Source organism: Paenibacillus sp. LjRoot56 (genome assembly GCF_964253335.1).
In the GTDB taxonomy this organism is placed as follows: domain Bacteria; phylum Bacillota; class Bacilli; order Paenibacillales; family NBRC-103111; genus Paenibacillus_E; species Paenibacillus_E allorhizoplanae.
This window is the reverse complement of the sequence record NZ_CAXURV020000001.1, coordinates 310961-326164: the sequence shown is the minus strand read 5'-3', so window position 1 is coordinate 326164 and position 15204 is coordinate 310961. Positions and strand designations below refer to the sequence as shown.

The window sequence follows — 15204 nt, the reverse complement described above, 5'->3', positions numbered from 1 at the left end:
ATGCCTACCTGTGTGCCAGTTGGTTATTCCTTGCTACTGTTACTTCTTCGGCGTGTTCTTTGCACCTGTGGCTGGAGAAGCAGTGGATGCCTCTCCATCACCTTTCAGGCCAAAGGGGGTAAGAGCAGCCCCCTTCTCCACCGCACCATTGAAGGCTTGTAAATAATAAATATCTCCGTTATCAATCGTTACCCGCCAGTGCGGATACATAGGCTGTGTTTGCGAGTTATAAGGTTGTCCGTGATACCCCAACCGAACCTCGGTAATAATGGAACCATCGCTTAAATAATTGTCCACCAAGCTGCGGACCGCTAATTGGGCCGAAATCATCTTCTGCTCCGTCTGTTCTACCTCTGATTCTACTTCAACGAAAGCTTGTCGGTAACTGGTAATTTCTCCATTTTTCTCATTCAACTCGACCATCACATCAAAAAGTGGAATCTTGCCATACAATTGCGAGAAAACATAGATTCCGTCTCGACTAATCGCTGAGTCTAGCTGATACATCGTGAAATTTGGAATCTCAGAAAGCGTCTGAACTTCCTTACTTGCACCTTTACCGAGCAGCGCACTCATGTATATTGGTGTTTTGAGCGTTTTCTCCTCGCCCGGCTTGATACTATCATCATATTTCACCGTGATGACTTTCAACTTAGGCGGATCTGATGGAAGCTCGTCTGTAAGCCGAATATTTTTATTGCGGAGCGCACGGTTCAAATCCTCCACAGTACTAGATGGATCCAAAGATACGCCAGTCTGATTGGAACGATTGGTGGACCACAGCTGGAAGCCGAGAATCATATTCAACAGTAAAAATGAAGCGATCAAAATCGTCTTGGCCCTACTCCAATTCATAATCTCACCAACCAATCCCTGTCATTCTGTTTATTCAATAAAATCATACGTACCATCACGCAGCTCTATGGCCCACGTACTCGTTAATGTTAATGTCTTTTCCAAAATAACCGGACGATACGCTGGGAATATAGAAACGATGCTGGATCGACGTTGATAGTACTGTAAGCGTTGCTCTATGGCTTCGCCTGACATCAATTCATTCTCTTTGCGTTGCCCTGATTTCAGATCAGGAATCACCATGGATCGTTCGAATCCTGAGATAACACCTTTCTGTACTTGCATGTTCATCGTTCCAAAACCTTCTGGCTGTGCGGTTACAATCGGAAGTGATTCATAGTACTGGCGGAATATGAACGTCTGGTTGTCCAGTTGTTTCTCTGGGGTGTGGGCTACCATATATTTGCCGTCCCAACCAATATGCTGATTGATAAATTTGATGCCAGCCATCAAATCTTCCAACACCTCGGTTTTACTAGCCGCTGGTGCTACCGGATCGAAATACGTCACCCACCGTTGGTCTCGATTCAGTTGGAAGCCACGCTTGCTATCCGTGTAAATCTCCGAGCCATCCCGTTCTTTCAAATAGCGCGTAATGCCGGGGTCTACGAACAAGCTTTGCTTCAATTGATCTGCCGTAAGTTGGGAATACGTGAACGTAAAGCTAGGTAGATGCAGCGGCTTCAACGGTAGATAATAATCGCCGCCATTCATCGTCTTGTATAAATTGCTTGGCTCCCCATAGGCCACGAAATTCTCAACGTCTTTACTCGTGAAATCCGCCCCAATGACTTCATAACCAACACCAGGCGAATCCGTGAAAAAGAATGCGCGAACCTCATCATTCGTCCCCTTGGAGTAGATCCAAATCTTCGTGATTTTGTCGTTCTCAACGGGAATTTCGCCTTCGATTCGGAACAGTTGCTGCAAAATCGAGAACGGAATTCCTTCCCGGAATCGAATCTCCACACCAAGCTGTTTGGTCCGAACTTCTTCCCAGTTCACATTGACGAGATACATAGACGTCTTGCGGAAGCCTTTGAAGCTACGTTGCTTAATATTATCCAGCAATCTGGTGTAGTAGTAATTACTTGGGTACAACACGGAATGCTGCTGATTTCCTAAGTGAATGATCAATTGATCCGGGAATAGCATGTCAGATAGCTCCGCTTGCTTACCGAGCGTCTCTGTCTGTACATAGTTGCTTTGCCTAATCGGTTCGATCTTCGGAGGGCTGTAAGAAGCTAGGATAAAGCTCTGATACAAGCTTGTTCCAATCAATAGAACGAGCAGGACCGATTTCAGGCTCTCTATCATACTTCACCCTCCTCTTCCTGCCTAATTGGCAACGTAAATACGACGCGCGTTCCTTGACCTAGCTCTGATTCTAATGCAATCGTTCCACCATGCGCTTTCACTATTTCCCGGGCAATGGACAGGCCTAAGCCTGTGCCTCCCATGTTGCGAGAGCGTGCTTTATCCACGCGATAGAACCGGTCGAAAATCCGAGAAAGATCCTTCTTCGGAATCCCCATTCCGTTATCTTGCACGGATATTTCCAGTATCTCTTTATCAATCTTGCGAGCTTCCAAGCGAATGGTACCCTCATCACCGGTATATTTAATCGCATTGGATACCAAATTATCGAGCACCTGATCAATCTTATCCCGATCAAGCAGTAAACTGGTTACGCCATGTTCCACGTGTAACATAATTCGAATTTTCCGTTGCTGCAGCTGAAAAGAAAACCGGTCCGCAACCTCCTCCAGCATTTCGCTGACGAGCGTCGAGGACTTGCTCATCATCGACTGCTTTGAATCCAGTCGCGACAGATGCAAGAGATCCGTCACCAAGCGGATCATCCGCTCGGTTTCGCTGCGTGTCACGCTGATGAAGCGTGAGGCGAGCTGCGGCTCCTCGATCGCTCCGTCATCGAGCGCCTCGAGGTAGCTCTTGATCGTCGTCAGCGGCGTGCGCAGCTCATGCGACACGTTCGCTACGAACTCTCGTCTGGCCTGCTCCAGCTTCTCCTGATCCGTTACGTCCTGCAGCACCGCAATGATCCCGTGCTGGCCCTCGCCTCGCTTATGAATCGGCGTAAACGTAATTCGAACCGACAGTTGCTCATCCTCGTCGTCAGGCAGCTGAATATCTAGCAATGTTGTATTCACTTGCCCGGTGACCAAGCCGCGGATCGTATCTATCGGAATCCCGATGACTTCGGATATATCCAATCCCAGCGTTGTTTCTTCTTCCACTTGCAAAATCTGCTTCGCCCGGCGGTTCAATACAATGACTTGTCCTCTATCATCCGTAGCAATAACGCCATCATTCATATTCGTTAGAATGGAAGCAAGCTTCTCTTTCTCTTCTTCATTGAGCGAGAGCGCCTCTTTCAGTCGATTCATCATAAAATTAAAGGTCTGCCCCAGCTGCCCGATCTCATCGGTCCCTTGAATAATGACCTGTTGATCAAAATTCCCTTCCGCTACAGCTGTTGCCTGCTTCGTAATCTCTTTAATAGGGTTCGTAATCGTGCTCGTTAAGAGAACACCTAATAAAGCAGTCAAGCCCAGCGCAATCAACGTCGCCGAAATGAGAATTCGGTTAATAGAACGTATCGTCTTGTACACATCTTCCATGGAGGCAATGATGTACACCGCTCCTAAGACACGAGCACCGCTGCCGACTGGCTTCGCAATAATAACCTTCCGATACCCATCCTCGTCCGTGAAGATCCGCTGATTATCCTTAATCCCTTGTAGGGCCCGAATGACTTCTGGCTGTGTATTTTTTTGCTTCAAATGACTCGCGACCGACGTGCTGATCACGTTACCATTCGCATCAATGATTTGAATTTCCGCATTATTAATGGAAAAAAGATTGCTCACGAATTCATTTAAATCCGCGTAGGTTTTCTTACCCTCGGTCGCATTCTTGCTCTCCTGGTCCCCCGTCAAATACGATTCAACGAAGCCAGCAAGCAGCGTGACCTGACTATTGCGGGATGCTAGGAAATCATTTTTAAAATATGTTTCTACTGTCTTATAGAAATACACCCCAATGAGCTGCATCGCGATCAGAATCAGCAGAACATAAATAATAATTAGCTTCGCTTGAATCGATTGAAAGAAGCGGATGCCCTTCATGATTAGAAGCCTCCGGCTTTAGGACTGCGCATCAAATAGCCGAGACCCCTGCGCGTCATGATATATTCGGGACGACTTGGATCTGTCTCCAGCTTCTCGCGCAGGCGGCGAATCGTCACATCGACGGTCCGTACGTCGCCGAAGTACTCAAATCCCCACACCGCTTGCAGCAGGTGCTCACGGGTCATCACTTTGCCTGAGTTTTTGGCCAAATATTGAATGAGCTCGAACTCCCGATGTGTCAGATCAAGGGGTGTTCCATCCTTGTAAACCATGTACATGTCGTTATCGATAAAGAGCGCATGAATGCGCATCCCATTGCGTTGCGCCTCCGGCTCGTTCGGTGCCGTTTGCACCTTCGTTTGTCTGCGCAGATGCGCCTTCACACGGGCCAGCAGCTCTCTGGTGCCGAATGGCTTCGTCACATAGTCGTCTGCGCCCATCTCTAAGCCCAGCACCTTGTCCAGCTCCGTATCCTTCGCTGTCAGCATAATTATCGGCGTATTGAGCTTAGAACGCACCTCACGGCATACATCCATGCCATCCTTCACAGGTAGCATAAGATCGAGCAGGATGAGATCTGGCTGTTCCGAGAACGCAAGCTCTACAGCGCTTCCACCATCGTACGCACAGATGACCTGATAGCCCTCTTTCTCCAGGTTAAACTTCAAAATATCTGCAATTGGTTGTTCGTCATCCACCACGAGAATTTTCCCAAACATGTGACCACCGCCTACTATAAAGTAACTGACGCTGACACGCCTGATTGCGTGCCACTGCCAGAGTTAGATCCATTTTTTCAGCCCAGTTATTTCCTACATACTCTTCTTTATTTTAACATACATTGAATGAAAAAGAGACAAGGCCCCCGAGTTGTCCGGTTCGACCTTGCCTCTTATCTCTAAATTAACGGTTCAAATATTTCAAAGGATTTTCCAAGCTTCCGCTGCTGTGGATTTCAAAATGCAAATGCACACCAGTAGAGTCGCCTGTGCTCCCCATAATTCCAATTTTCTCGCCCTTTTCGACGATGGTGCCTGACTTCGTAGTAATTTGACTTAAATGTCCATAAAGTGTTTCATATCCATTGAGATGGTTAATAATAATATAATTGCCGTAATCTGACTTATAACCCGTTTCGACAACTTTGCCATTGTCTGCAGCCATAATATTTCTGTTACCTGTGATGTCGATGCCCTTATGTAACTTGCCCCAACGATAACCGAATGTACTTGAGATACTAGGCGAGATGACAGGCCATGCGAATTTCCCTGTACCTTCACCTTTGATGACTTTCGTCCCTTTTTTCACCTTGGCGGTGACAGGTTGATCAATAATTTCTTCATTCACGACTTGCTCTTCGGTCATTAAACCATCGACCTTCGTCACTTGAATGGTTACTTTCTTAAGCCCATTCTTTCCTGGCGAAATCGGTTGGACGACGCCTAAGCGCATCGAATCGTCTTTCACATACTCGGTATCGTACTGAATCTCTTGATTCTTTACGATTTTCTCCGTCGTTTTCACAGAAAGCGTTGGTTTCAGTACGGTAACGTCCAGTTGATTCCCGATTTTAAGCTTATCATCTTGAATACCTGGGTTATTATCATAAATAAATTGCTTGGTGATGCCTAATTTCTTCGCAATACAAGAAACACAGTCACCTTCAACAACGGTGTACTTCGCCGGTGCAACATTGCCAGTTTGCAAGGTCTTCACGACATCCTCTGGCTTGGCTAACTCCGTTGGATCGATAGGAACTTCCTCTTTATCGATTTTTTGAACGAACTCCACCTTTTCAAGCTCGGATGGTGCTGTTGAGATATCCTCACCTAGACCGGTAGATAAGGCAGCTACTTTTTCGCTATTCTTCCCTTTGGGTGTAAATGGTTCGCTGACTTGATTCAGAATCTGATCGGCTGTTGCCTGATCCTTCACAATCGCTACCGTCTTGCCATCTACTTTCAGTGCCACACCCACAGGTTGCGGTATGAGCAATTGATCCAAGGAGGAAATAACAGCAGAATCGTCCGTTTTCATATTGTAAGCCCTTTCAGACGTGTAGGTGATTCCGTCTGTTTTGAGCACGACATGAACATCTGGAAAATTCTTCTGAACATCTAACGGTTTGTTCTTCTTATATTCATCAATTATCTTAGTATCGCTTACGATACCCACTTCTTGATTGTTAAGCATCACATGATACACTTCGTCCATGCCCGCTTCTACATACTCATGTCCGGCAAACGTAATCACTCCCGTAAGTGCAATAACTCCTACGCCTACTGCAAGAGACCATTTATGTCGTTTGATTACCGTTAGTGTCGTGGATGTCTGAACATCGACTGGCTGAACTTCCTCTAGCTGCTTGTCTGATAATGATTCATTTCCGGTCAAGCTTTCTCGCTTAGGCGTGAATCTCTTAACGAGATCCATGACAAAACGCATTCCCCTGAAACCTGTCATGATCTTCTCCCTTTGAACGGTTTTGCATCTCTAGCGTAACTACTCGTAGATGCATAAATAAACCTTGATTAGACATAATATCCATTATGTTGTCTTTCTTTTGTTAAATTTAACACACTTTCCGTGCCTATTTCAACAAAATACTCGATCACCATGTGATAGATTCGTGTCCACCACCAAAAGAAGTCGCCAAAAGTCTATGTTTTTGTTCGAAATCCCAACTGATTTGCCTGCTAGTTAAGAGAAATGACGAAAAGGCATGAAACTTAGAAGGGAAGCTACGGAGTGAGATCCATTGGTCAGCAACTTCCCTGAACCTAGTACTTATTTAATATATCTGTTAATTGTGATAGCTCTTTGTCACTCAAATATTTCTTAAGTGTCGCATTTACTTCATCAAGTTCTTGCGTAGTAATCCCATCTTCCAGGATCGCGGATAGCGTCTGCACCTCGGTCTGCGGCAGCTTAGCGACAACAAGTGAAAATATTTTCATTTTATCATCGCTTGAGAGTGCTTCTTTCTTTTTCGCAAAATCCTCTGTGGACATGACAAGCTCCTTCTTCTCGCTCTCCTCCGTTCGAGCGCTTCCCATCACGGCTATCGCATCATCTTGATTCACAGTCGGTGTGTTTACACCGCCGCTTGACGAACTAATTCCGCCTACAGGTTGTTGATCATTCGGATTTGGACTTGAACTCGGGCTTGGAAACGCCCCTGACGGGTTGGGACTAGGAGTTGGCGAAGGCTTCGTCGTTGGACTTTCTCCTGCTGCAGCCGTCTTCCCCCCGTCTTTCCCCTTAACTATATTCAGCTCTCCCGCCAATCTTGACGCAAATTCACCAAATTGAATCTTTTTACCCATCGCTGGTAGCTGATATTGTCGAAATATATCCTCCACGTACATGTTTACCACGTACCATGTTGTAAACATCGTAATTGATGTAATAAGGACGGTACTTATGACGATTTTACTTAACCAAGTTAATAGTTTCATACGATTTATATCACTCCTAACATTGCTTACGGCTAGATATGCTTCTCCTCCCAGTATGGACGAAAACCCTGCCATTATATCCCTGTAAGCAAAAAGAAAAATCCTCTATGCTGCGAAAGCAGCCTAGAGGATTGTTTAGGTTATCTATGATTTAAGCGTAGATAGGACGAACCAAATTCGTTTGTTCACGGTTACGGCCTACGGAGAAGATTGCGATCGGGATGCCTGTAAGCTGAGATACACGCTCTACATAGTGTCTTGCGTTCTCTGGCAAATCACTCAACGTACGAGCTTCAGAGACATCTTCTGTCCAACCTGGAAGCTCTTCGTATACCGCTTCGCACTCGGAGATAGCCTTCAAGCTCGCTGGGTAGTGCTCAATCAACTCACCGCGGTACATGTAGCCTGTGCAAATTTTGACCGTTTCTAGACCTGTCAGAACGTCAATGGAGTTCAAGGACAAGCCCGTGATGCCGCTAACGCGTCTTGCGTGACGCACAACAACACTGTCGAACCAGCCAACACGACGCGGACGACCTGTTACCGTACCGTACTCGAAGCCTTTTTCACGAATCCAAGCGCCGATTTCATTATCCAATTCCGTTGGGAAAGGACCGTCGCCGACACGTGTCGTATAGGCTTTAGCAACACCGATGATGTTGTGAATCTTCGTCGGGCCTACGCCTGAACCGATACACACGCCGCCAGCTGTTGGGTTGGAAGAAGTAACATACGGGTATGTCCCTTGATCGATATCCAACATAACGCCTTGCGCACCTTCGAACAACACTCTGCGACCTTGATCGATATATTCGTTAAGGATAACGGATGTATCTTTCACGTATGGACGAATGATTTCTGCGTACGCCAGGTATTCTTTGAGGATTGGTTCCACATCAAGCCCTGTCGAACCATAGACTTGCTCGATCAATACGTTTTTCTCAGCAACGATACGACGAAGCTTCAATTCGAACTCTTCCGCATCCATCAAGTCCGCGATACGAATACCGTTACGAGCTGCTTTATCCATATAACAAGGGCCGATCCCTTTGCGGGTCGTACCGATTTTGCTATCACCTTTGCGATCTTCTTCCAGACCATCAAGCACCAAATGATACGGCATAATGACATGCGCGCGATCACTGATATTCAGGTTCGTTGTTGTAAATCCATTATCATGAATGTAATTAATTTCTTCAATGAGTGCAGCCGGATTAATAACCATCCCATTCCCGATCACACAAGCTTTATCTCTGTAAAAAATACCGGAAGGAATCATCGTCAGCTTATACTTTTTCCCGCTGATAATGATCGTATGGCCTGCATTGTTACCACCTTGGTAACGCGCAACAACCTCAGCAGATTCCGCTAAGAAATCCGTGATTTTTCCTTTCCCTTCATCTCCCCATTGCGTACCGACAACAACAACCGTTGACATATGCACTTACCTCCGTACGGTGACTAGTCACCCATAATGAGCCGTTATGGCTGTAAGACCACAGAGGAAAGTTGGACTTCATTAAAGCGCTAAAGCGTTCAGCGTCCATTGCACTTTCCCTCTGGCGATTCTGGTGATGCAACTACCTCTATTCACTGCTACACGCGGCAACAGACAAGAGAGCTAACTCTCACTTACTCACCGCAAAGGAACATCTGGTCTCTTTCGGCAGTGATCTGCAGGAAGGAAACCCACCCTTCGGCATGAAAAAACGACCTTATTTCGAGTTACCTGCCTGGGGCCGGCTTGTCGATCAAGGTTTTTTCACCGTCTTTAGTTTAGCAGTCCCCCATGCCAAAGTCAATGAAAAACGAACGATTATAGGGGTGTCTGTATAATTGTTCGGAAATTACGCAAACTATTTCGTTGCTGCTACTAAAAGAAGGGAAACCTCTGTCTTTGCCAGTTTCATATACATTCTGTTCTCCATAAGATTCCTCTTGTGGGCATATTTTATGTCTGTTGCTGGAGAAAAACACTTTATAGGCGTAACCACGGCTGTAGGCTGTAGTGGTGTTTTCATCCTTACAGCATGTGTAACCGAGATATTCTGACCTGAAACTGAGCTGTAACCATGTTTTTCATCACTATTGCGACACTTTCTCGGATTCCACCGACTGTAGTGATGTTTTTCATGCTTACAGCGCATCGACGGCTCCCCCGCCCTGACTCTCCCCCCATATGAGTAGTGAGTAATAAGGACAGTAAAATGGAGTTGTGAGTGTAAGTAAAGTAGTTGGAGAGTAGTGAGGATAAAGAGAAGAATGTGGCGGAAAGTGGAGTAAAGTGAAGTAGGAGGAGAATGTGGAGCAAAGTAGTGGAGATAATAAATGTATTCCCGATGGAGGAATGTCGTTGATTATCTAAGAACTCTCAAGTCCAAGTCCTCTCCCCCTGTCAAAAATGCAAAAGAGCACTTTTCAAATGGGTTTCCTCCTTCGTTATTGGAAATTGATGCAAATAGGCATCAATTGGGAGTGATTTCAGGAGATCAACATGAAATACGTTAAAAAGGTTGCCTATTTACACGTATTTACCAATCCCAACCATAGATTTGTAAAAAAGGTTGTATTTTTGCATTTTTGTGAGAGATGAGAGAGGAAGTAGAGAAAGTTTGGTCAATCCAACACTCCGCGCTGCCTCAACCAACCTCGGAAGTGCAACACCTACCAGTACTCCGCCAGCACAAACGTGCTCACAAACCGCATAGCTACGACTACCCTGCCGGCAAACCCACATTGTCTCCGCTTCTACAAACACTCGCTCGCCCCCACGTCTGCAGCACCCCGCTACGCCAGCAACAGCTCATCCGCCGGAATGCCACTCGACTCCTAACCTGACAACATTGTAGCGCCCTCCTGCCCCCTCTACAAACAAAAAAACAGCCGTCAATACTGCGCGGCTGCTGCTTCTTGATGACTGCGATCCATATTCACGAATTTATTGAATTGTTTCAGGAAGGCCAGCTCGACGGTGCCTACGGGACCATTCCGCTGTTTGGCAATAATAATCTCGATAATGTTCTTTTTCTCGGATTCCTTATCGTAGTAATCGTCCCGGTAGAGGAACGCTACGATGTCGGCATCTTGCTCAATGGAACCGGATTCCCGAAGGTCAGACATCATCGGACGCTTGTCTTGACGCTGCTCAACGCCCCGGCTCAGCTGCGAGAGCGCGATGACCGGTACATTCAGCTCACGGGCAATTTGCTTCAGCGTACGGGAGATCTCAGAGACCTCCTGCTGACGGTTGTCGCCACCCTTACCGCCACGGCCGGCAATCAGCTGCAAGTAGTCGATGAGGATCATGCCGAGGCCCTTCTCCTGCTGCAAACGACGGCACTTCGCCCGGATATCCGCGACCGTAATCGTCGGGGTATCGTCGATATAGATATTCGCCTCTGACAAGGCGCCAATCGCCATCGTCAGCTTCTCCCAGTCGTCGCCTTCAAGATAACCCGTCCGCATGCGGTTCGCATCGACGTTGGCCTCGGCGCAGATCATACGTTGTACGAGCTGTGCGGCACCCATCTCGAGCGAGAAGATCGCGACGGTCTCTTTGGCCCTAACGCCGACATTCTGCGCCACGTTTAGTGCGAACGCGGTTTTACCAACAGAAGGTCGGGCGGCCAGAATGACTAAGTCTGAACGCTGGAAGCCAGACGTCATCTTGTCTAGGTCAATGAATCCAGACGGGATTCCCGTTGACCCGCCCTTGTTCGAGTAGAGGTTTTCAACCTTCTCGAACACTTCCATCAGCACGTCGCGAATGACGACGAAACCACTGGAACTACGACGCTGCGAGATCTCGAGGATCTTCGCCTCCGCCTCGCTGAGCATCGCCCCAACATTATCCTCATTGGCATAGCCATTGGTGACGATCTGGGTCGCTGTCCGGATCAAACGACGAAGCATCGACTTCTCCTCGACAATCGCCGCGTAATAGTCGATGTTGGCAGCCGTTGGCACTGCATTCGCCAGCTCCGATAAATACGTTACGCCGCCGATTTCCTCAAGCTGCTGCTTGTTTTGGAGAAGTGCTGTTAATGTAATAAGATCGACAGGCTCTTGATCCTCAGCAAGCTCAACGATCGCCTCGAAGATGCGCTGATGAGCGCCGCGATAGAAATCATCGCTAGTTATCCGCTCCATCGCGGTGATCAAGGCATCAGCATTAATCAGAATCGCACCTAGGACGGCTTGCTCAGCTTCTATATTTTGAGGCGGAACACGATCCACAAACATATTATCTCCGTTGCTCATGCTACTGTGCCCGCCTTTCATTTTCACTATTCATAGTTTACTAGTTTTGTGTCTACAAGAGAGAAGAGCCCCGGACTGGGACTCTCGTTCGTTACTTTTTGCTATTCAAATCGCAATATTCTATGCCCTGAAGCTTACTTCTCTTCCGTTACTTGTACGTTCAAGCTAGCTGTTACTTCCGCATGAAGCTTAACTGGAACCTTCGTTACACCAAGGGTACGAATCGGCTCTTCCAGCACGATTTTACGCTTATCGATCACGATCTTATATTGCTTCTCAAGCACTTCCGCGATTTGCTTACTAGGAATAGCTCCGAACAAACGTCCACCTTCACCAGACTTGGCTTTAATTTGAACGGTCATTTCACTAAGCTTCTCGCCTAACGCCTGCGCATCTGCCTTCTCTTGATCTTTGCGGCGTTGCTCGGCTTTCTTTTGATTATCTAACACTTTGACTGTGCCCTGAGTAGCTGGAGCTGCAAGTCCTTGTGCGATTAGGAAATTTTGTGCGTACCCTTCGGATACTTCCTTCACTTCGCCCTTCTTACCTTGGCCTTTAACGTCTTTGAGTAAAATTACTTTCATTCGAAAAGTCCCTCCTCTTCCTGCATATCGGCTAGTACTTGTTTTAAGCGATTCGTCGCTTCTTCTAATGTACAGTCTGTTTGCGTCGCTGCATTGGTTAAATGCCCTCCGCCGCCCAGACGCTCCATCACAACTTGGACGTTCATTTGGCCGAGCGATCTCGCACTGATCCCAATTAATCCATCCGGTCGTTCGGCAATTACGAAGGAAGCCATAATATTCGTCATATTTAACAATGTATCAGCAACTTGCGCGATCATCAACTGAGAATATTTACGTGAAGGCTCAGCCACTGCCAAAGCCACGTGTTCATAGATGGTTTCTGTGTGCTTAATAATCTCGGAACGCTCAATATAAGAATCCAAATCTTCCTTCATTAACTTCTGAATGAGAGCGGAATCTGCCCCATTGCGTCGCAGGTACGACGCGGCTTCGAAGGTTCTTGCGCCAGTCCGAAGACTGAAGCTTTTCGTATCTACAACTATTCCTGCGAGCAGCATCGTGGCCTCTAGAACCTCCATCGATAGCTTCTCGTTAATATACTGCAGCAGCTCGGTCACTAGCTCGCACGTTGAGGACGCGTACGGCTCCATATAGACGAGTGTAGCATCATGGATGAACTCCTCACTCCTACGGTGATGATCGACCACGACGACCCTGTGCGTCAGCTGTAGCAGCTTAGGCTCAGCGACCATGGATGCCTTGTGCGTATCCACGACGACGGCAAGTGTTCGCTGCGTCGTAATCTGCATGCCCTGCTCAGGTGTAATGAACCAACGATGCAGCCGTTCATCAGCTGAAATCGTCTCCATCACCTTCTGAATGGCTGGGTTTACGCCCTCCAGTACAATATAGCCTTCTTTACCGACGACTTGGACAGCTTTGAGCACACCAATCGCCGCGCCGATGGAATCCATATCTGCAAATCGATGACCCATGATGACGACTTTGTCACTATCTTTCATCAGATCACGCAGTGCATGTGAAATCACCCGAGCTCTAACTCGTGTACGTTTCTCGACCGCGTTCGTTCTCCCACCGTAGAAAGACAGTCGCTGTCCGACCTTCACCGTTACCTGGTCACCACCGCGGCCGAGCGACATGTCCAGCCCCATTTGTGCCATTTGACCAAGTTCAGTGAGCTGTTCAGCCCCAGATGCGATCCCGATACTAAGCGTTAAAGGCAGCTTATTCTCAATCGTGAGATCGCGAACATCGTCTAGAAGTTCAAAGCGTGTTTGTTCTAACTGACGCAATGCCTTCTGATCCATCAAAATTAGAAAGCGATCTGATGAAGTCCGGCGTAAGTACAGCTGATTCTTTTGAGCCCACTCCGTAATTTCACCAGTAACCTTGGCCAGCATAAGGCTGCGTGCCTGATCATCTAATCCTTGGGTCGCTTCTTCCAAATTATCCATCATCACGATACCAATCGCCGTTTTACTATCTTCGTATTTCTTCGCCAGCAAAGCATGCTCCGTAATTTCACGCAGATAGAGGAGTCTCTCCTCAGGTTTGGACCAGACTTGATAAATAAATTGGCCAACTTTAAGTTCCAGTGTTTCGGCCTTGTCTTTCTTATTCTTGAGATCGGGGAAATAATCAAAGAGCGACTCACCAATCACCGAGTCTTGCCCTAGCATTTTCGCTACAAAAGGATTGTGCCACTCTATGCGTTTCTCTTCATTATATAAAATAATGCCGATGGGCAACCCGCTCATGACTTCATTGCCGGCTTTTTTCACCCGATGGGTTATCGTTCCGACATACGTATTCAATTCTCGGCGAAAAGCTGTCTCCGCTTGCAGCGTAAAATACGCCATTACTCCGCAGAGTAAGAAAGCCGTTAGGCCCAGCCACCATTTGAACATATAGATAATGGCTGTCAAGGCGATGAGCAGAACAAACATCCACACAATATGTTGACCGTGCCACCGCTTCAAAAGGAACTTCGGCATTCGAACTAGCTCCTAATCCTATAAATTTTTCTTGAACCGTTCACGGATTGGAAACGCAACATCAAATACCCCTAACAAGCTATACACAATAAATAGTGGCGGCATAAAGATTAGAATGATAATGGCCACAATTGGCAAAATCGGTTTCCACTTATTTGCATGCGCCACAAAGAACAAAAAGCCTATCGCTTGAACTGCGAATACGAGCATCAACAGCGGCATCGCATTCATCAGCAGTGTTGAAATGAGTGAGCTTGAATCGGGTACTGAGAATAAATCTAAAACAAAAGCTACTAAATAAATCCAAACAAGTGATCTTTGCAGCTTCCACTCTCTCATTGGACGCAAACCAGGGATACCTTCTCCTGTTTTGTTCAAGAACCACCGCGTTACCCCATGTGTTACAAAGGTAATGAACAACGCCACAAAAATCAAATACAACGGTATCACTTGCACGATGAATCCAACGTACCAGTCCTGATCTTTAGGTAAAATCTCCTGAATGCTACTCGGCATCGTTGCAATACTATCTATCATGAATTGCTTGAACTTAGTAACCGGGTCAAGACCTAAAGCAAAGCCTAGAAGCAGACTTAATAATGATTCAGCCAAGACGGTAACGATACCCGCAGTTAATACGGATCTTGCTGCCGCTTTGCGTTTGTACAGGTTCCCCATCACTAACACGGGTGGTAATATGAACAACGCAATCGTTATTAAATAGAGACCTATCCACTGGGTAAGTAGGTAGACAACGAGCAAACTGAGTACGTAACTTACGACGAAACGCTTCGTACTTGATTTGACGTATAACATAAGAACGGGTACCAACAGAAAACTACATGTAAAAATAATAAATGGTGTCATCAGCGATAGCAATGAAATAATCATAACAACGCTCCAAATGACACTCTGCCAACTTCGATTCCCCAACCGG

The 15204-nt window shown here is 46.7% G+C and carries 11 protein-coding genes; all 11 read right to left on the bottom strand.

Annotated features, from left to right (window positions below):
• Positions 1-39: 39 nt before the first annotated feature.
• The gene (gene yycI, locus ACSQ8O_RS01490; RefSeq protein WP_236292254.1) at positions 40-855 is read right to left on the bottom strand and encodes a two-component system regulatory protein YycI; all 816 of its coding nucleotides are present in this window, start codon (positions 853-855) and stop codon (positions 40-42) included.
• Between the two features lie 30 nt (positions 856-885).
• Positions 886-2172, bottom strand: coding sequence for a YycH family regulatory protein (locus tag ACSQ8O_RS01485; RefSeq protein ID WP_436240165.1), 1287 nt, complete (start codon positions 2170-2172; stop codon positions 886-888).
• Entirely contained in the window at positions 2169-4004 is a 1836-nt protein-coding gene (walK, locus tag ACSQ8O_RS01480) for a cell wall metabolism sensor histidine kinase WalK (protein WP_056622614.1), read from the bottom strand. Before walK ends, ACSQ8O_RS01485 begins: the two co-directional genes overlap by 4 nt.
• A 2-nt stretch (positions 4005-4006) precedes the next feature.
• Positions 4007-4726 carry a response regulator YycF gene (yycF, locus tag ACSQ8O_RS01475; protein ID WP_056622616.1) on the bottom strand — a complete coding sequence of 240 codons (720 nt, stop codon included), beginning with the start codon at positions 4724-4726 and terminating at the stop codon, positions 4007-4009.
• A 184-nt stretch (positions 4727-4910) separates the two neighbouring features.
• Complete coding sequence (locus ACSQ8O_RS01470; protein ID WP_436240164.1) at positions 4911-6470, bottom strand: peptidoglycan DD-metalloendopeptidase family protein; 1560 nt, start codon at positions 6468-6470, stop codon at positions 4911-4913.
• A gap of 317 nt (positions 6471-6787) precedes the next feature.
• Positions 6788-7465, bottom strand: a complete 678-nt coding sequence (locus ACSQ8O_RS01465; protein WP_436240163.1) for a hypothetical protein — start codon at positions 7463-7465, stop codon at positions 6788-6790.
• 151 nt (positions 7466-7616) lie between these two features.
• Entirely contained in the window at positions 7617-8903 is a 1287-nt protein-coding gene (locus ACSQ8O_RS01460) for an adenylosuccinate synthase (protein ID WP_028557210.1), read from the bottom strand.
• A 1448-nt stretch (positions 8904-10351) separates the two neighbouring features.
• Positions 10352-11725: a replicative DNA helicase gene (gene dnaB, locus ACSQ8O_RS01455; RefSeq protein WP_056622622.1), complete on the bottom strand. Its 1374-nt coding sequence runs from the start codon at positions 11723-11725 to the stop codon at positions 10352-10354.
• A gap of 134 nt (positions 11726-11859) precedes the next feature.
• Positions 11860-12309, bottom strand: coding sequence for a 50S ribosomal protein L9 (gene rplI, locus ACSQ8O_RS01450; RefSeq protein WP_056622624.1), 450 nt, complete (start codon positions 12307-12309; stop codon positions 11860-11862).
• Positions 12306-14267, bottom strand: coding sequence for a DHH family phosphoesterase (locus ACSQ8O_RS01445; RefSeq protein WP_056622626.1), 1962 nt, complete (start codon positions 14265-14267; stop codon positions 12306-12308). Before ACSQ8O_RS01445 ends, rplI begins: the two co-directional genes overlap by 4 nt.
• 18 nt (positions 14268-14285) lie before the next feature.
• On the bottom strand, positions 14286-15200 hold the full coding sequence (locus ACSQ8O_RS01440) for a DUF2232 domain-containing protein (RefSeq protein ID WP_056622629.1): 915 nt from the start codon (positions 15198-15200) through the stop codon (positions 14286-14288).
• Positions 15201-15204: the final 4 nt, after the last annotated feature.

Bases quoted from the DNA above. Each gene is read 5' to 3' on its own strand.
- ACSQ8O_RS01470 (WP_436240164.1), bottom strand. From the start codon at position 6,470: ATGACAGGTTTCAGGGGAATGCGTTTTGTCATGGATCTCGTTAAGAGA.
- yycI (WP_236292254.1), bottom strand. From the start codon at position 855: ATGAATTGGAGTAGGGCCAAGACGATTTTGATCGCTTCATTTTTACTG.
- ACSQ8O_RS01460 (WP_028557210.1), bottom strand. From the start codon at position 8,903: ATGTCAACGGTTGTTGTTGTCGGTACGCAATGGGGAGATGAAGGGAAA.
- yycF (WP_056622616.1), bottom strand. From the start codon at position 4,726: ATGTTTGGGAAAATTCTCGTGGTGGATGACGAACAACCAATTGCAGAT.
- ACSQ8O_RS01465 (WP_436240163.1), bottom strand. From the start codon at position 7,465: ATGAAACTATTAACTTGGTTAAGTAAAATCGTCATAAGTACCGTCCTT.
- walK (WP_056622614.1), bottom strand. From the start codon at position 4,004: ATGAAGGGCATCCGCTTCTTTCAATCGATTCAAGCGAAGCTAATTATT.
- dnaB (WP_056622622.1), bottom strand. From the start codon at position 11,725: ATGAGCAACGGAGATAATATGTTTGTGGATCGTGTTCCGCCTCAAAAT.
- ACSQ8O_RS01485 (WP_436240165.1), bottom strand. From the start codon at position 2,172: ATGATAGAGAGCCTGAAATCGGTCCTGCTCGTTCTATTGATTGGAACA.
- ACSQ8O_RS01445 (WP_056622626.1), bottom strand. From the start codon at position 14,267: ATGCCGAAGTTCCTTTTGAAGCGGTGGCACGGTCAACATATTGTGTGG.
- rplI (WP_056622624.1), bottom strand. From the start codon at position 12,309: ATGAAAGTAATTTTACTCAAAGACGTTAAAGGCCAAGGTAAGAAGGGC.